Here is a 3,380-nt window from a genome sequence, read left to right on the forward strand (position 1 = left end):
GTCCCGGATCCTGAACAGCCCCCCCAGCCCCCCTGGATCGCGGGCTTCGATCAGCCGACGCCTAATTCGAACGAGCCCCGCCAAAGGATTCGCACTCCAGTTTACCTTCCCAAAGGTCCGCCTTCCCAAGCGATCCCCATAGTGTGTCATCCAAACGTTCAGCCCGCGCAGTTCTCCAGCTGCGCGGGTTTCGTTTTGTCTGGGGTGTGAGTTCGGCCGCATCCACACATGTCGCGGTGCGCTGAAGCCTCTCGGCTACGTCCTGATTTTCACAAACGTCGTCCTCGGGATAAGCCCGCGGGTGTCGGAGAGATTTGCCGCTGGCCTTTACGGCTTCGCCTCGAGTACACCCAGGATCGCGCCGCCTTCGCCGGCCTGCAGCAGCACGACGCTGGCGAGGTCCTTCTGCGGCGACTTGGGCAGGCGGTAGGCCGTGGGCCGGCCGCGCCAGGCGCCCAGGCGCACGGCCTGACGTACGACATTGCGATGCGGCACCGTCTGACCGCGGCTGTCGCCCTTGGTGACCTCGACGTCCTGTTCGCGGCGGTCGTAGCGGATCAACCAGACCTCGCCGCCGCCGCGGGGCGCACGCCCCTGGCCCACGTCGACGCGCGCGCGGCCGATGAAGCGCATATCCGGTGAATGCAGAGGAGCGGCGGCCGCCTCGCGCAGCAGCTTGTCGATGCGTTCGGTCTGCTGGCCGCCAGCCTGGACGCGGCCGTCGATCACCACCTGCGGCGTATAGGGCTCGCGAAGGTCCAGGCGCTTCACATAGGCCTGCTGGCGCAGGGCGAACTCCGGCCGCGCGAAGCTGTCCGGCCAGCCCAGGTAGTCCCAGTAGTCGACGGAGAAGGTGAGCGGCAGGACCCCCGGCTTTTCGGCGAGCTTGCCCACATAGGCGTTCGCCGCCGCGCAGGAGGCGCAGCCCTGGGCGGTGTAGAGCTCGACCACCACAGGCGGTCTGGCCCACGCCGCGGCCGGGTAGACCCCGAGCAGAAGCAGGAAAATCGCGGCCCTTCGCATTGCGCGGCACTTAACCGGAGTTGCGGAGGCTCTGCGTTTCAACAAGGTGTGACCGTGCGGAAAACGCCGCCCGGACCGCGCGAAGCGGTCCGGGCGCGCGGGTTGTTCGCCCTAGGCCGCGGCGTCGCGGGCGAGGTTACGCAACACGTAGTTTAGCACGCCGCCGTTCTTGAAGTACTCAAGCTCGGTGGGCGTATCGATCCGGCAGCGCACAGGGATGCGGGCGATGTAGCCGGTCGACGGGCGGTAGAGCTCGATGATCAGCTGCTTGCGCGGCGCAAGCTCGGTCAGTCCGCGAATGCTGACGATCTCCTCGCCGGTGAGGTTGAGCTTGTGCCAGCCATCCTGCAGGAACTGCAGCGGCAGCACGCCCATGCCGACCAGGTTCGAGCGGTGGATGCGCTCGAAGCTCTCGGCGATCACCGCGCGGACGCCCAGCAGCTTGGTGCCCTTGGCCGCCCAGTCGCGGGACGATCCGGTGCCGTATTCCTTGCCGGCGAACACCACCTGCGGGCGGCCTTCGCTCTGGTAGCGCATGGCCGCGTCATAGATCGACATCACCTCGCCCGAGGGGAAGTGCTTGGTCATGCCGCCCTCGATCTCGGGCACGATCTTGTTGCGGATGCGGATGTTGGCGAAGGTGCAGCGCATCATCACCTCGTGGTTCCCGCGACGCGCGCCGTAGGAGTTGAACTCCGACTGCGGCACCTGGTGGTCCCTCAGGTAGACTCCGGCCGGCGAGGTCAGCTTGATCGAGCCGGCGGGGCTGATGTGGTCGGTGGTGATGGAATCGCCGAACACGCCCAGGATGCGGCCCTCGATGATGTCGGTGACCGGCTCCGGCTCCATCTTCATGTCCTGGAAGTAGGGCGGGTTCTGCACGTAGGTGGAGCCCATCTCCCAGGCGTATGTCTGGCCCCCGGCGACCTTGATCGCCTGCCAGCTCTTGTCGCCCTTGAACACATCGCCGTAGCGGGCGGCGAACATCTTGCCGGTGACGTGCTTGCGCTGGAGGGCCGCCACCTCTTCGCTGGTCGGCCAGATGTCGCGCAGGTAGACGGGCTTGCCGTCCTTGCCTTCGCCCAGCGGCTCTGTGGTCAGGTCGATCTGCATCGAGCCGGCCAGGGCGTAGGCCACCACCAGCGGCGGCGAGGCCAGGTAGTTGGCCCGCACGTCCGGGTTCACCCGGCCTTCGAAGTTGCGGTTGCCGGACAGCACGCTGACGGCGACCAGGTCACCCTTCTGCACGGCGTCGGAGATCGGTTCCGGCAGCGGACCGGAGTTGCCGATGCAGGTGGTGCAGCCATAGCCGACCAGGTTGAAGCCCAGCGCGTCCAGCGACTTCGTCAGCCCCGCGCTCTTCAGATAGTCGGTGACCACCTGGCTGCCGGGGGCGAGCGAGGTCTTCACCCACGGCTTCACGGTCAGGCCCTTCTCGACCGCCTTCTTGGCGACCAGGCCGGCGGCGATCAGCACGCTGGGGTTGGAGGTGTTGGTGCACGAGGTGATCGCGGCGATCACCACGTCGCCGTGGCCGACGTCATAGGTTTCGCCTTCGACGGCGACGCGGGCGGAGCCGGTTTCCGGCTTGCCGAACTCACGCGACAGCGCCAGCTTGAACTCCTGGGCGGCCTCGGAGGTGACCACGCGGTCCTGCGGGCGCTTGGGGCCGGCCAGCGACGGCAGCACCGACGCCAGGTCCAGCTCCAGCACGTCGGTGAACACCGGGTCGGCGTCGCCCGGCTCGTGCCACATGCCCTGCTCGCGGGCGTAGGCCTCGACCAGCGCGACCCGCTCGGCGTCGCGGTTGGTGGCGGTGAGATAATCGATGGTCTGACGGGTGACCGGGAAGAAGCCGCAGGTCGCGCCGTATTCCGGGGCCATGTTGGCGATCGTCGCCTGGTCTTCCAAGGTCAGGTGCGCCAGGCCCGGGCCGTAGAAATCAACGAACTTGCCGACCACGCCCTTCTTGCGGAGCATCTGGGTGACGGTGAGCACCAGGTCGGTCGCGGTGGCGCCTTCCGGCAGGGCGCCGACAAGACGGAAACCGATGACCTCGGGGATCAACATTGGGATCGGCTGGCCGAGCATGGCGGCTTCCGCCTCGATGCCGCCGACGCCCCAACCCAGCACGGACAGGCCGTTGATCATGGTGGTGTGGCTGTCGGTGCCGACGACGGTGTCGGGATAGGCGAGCGTCGCGCCCGACTCGTCGCCTGTCCACACGGTCTGGGCCAGGTATTCAAGATTGACCTGGTGGCAGATGCCGGTGCCGGGCGGCACGACGCGGAAGTTGTTGAACGCCGAGGAGCCCCAGCGCAGGAAGCGGTAACGCTCGATGTTGCGCTCGTATTCGC

The 3,380-nt window shown here is 67.4% G+C and carries 2 protein-coding genes; both read right to left on the reverse strand.

Annotated elements, in window-relative coordinates; genetic code table 11:
• Positions 1-327: 327 nt before the first annotated feature.
• Complete coding sequence (locus tag Q8M88_RS03770; protein WP_305594915.1) at positions 328-1,023, reverse strand: thioredoxin family protein; 696 nt, start codon at positions 1,021-1,023, stop codon at positions 328-330.
• Positions 1,024-1,134: 111 nt separating this feature from the next.
• Positions 1,135-3,380 (reverse strand): aconitate hydratase AcnA (acnA, locus tag Q8M88_RS03775; RefSeq protein WP_305594916.1); only part of this gene is annotated, 2,246 nt, incomplete at its 5' end.

Source organism: Phenylobacterium sp., assembly GCF_030693805.1.
In the GTDB taxonomy this organism is placed as follows: Bacteria; Pseudomonadota; Alphaproteobacteria; order Caulobacterales; family Caulobacteraceae; genus Phenylobacterium.

Excerpts from the sequence above, each read along its gene's own strand:
- Q8M88_RS03770 (WP_305594915.1), bottom strand. The coding sequence starts at position 1,023 with ATGCGAAGGGCCGCGATTTTCCTGCTTCTGCTCGGGGTCTACCCGGCC.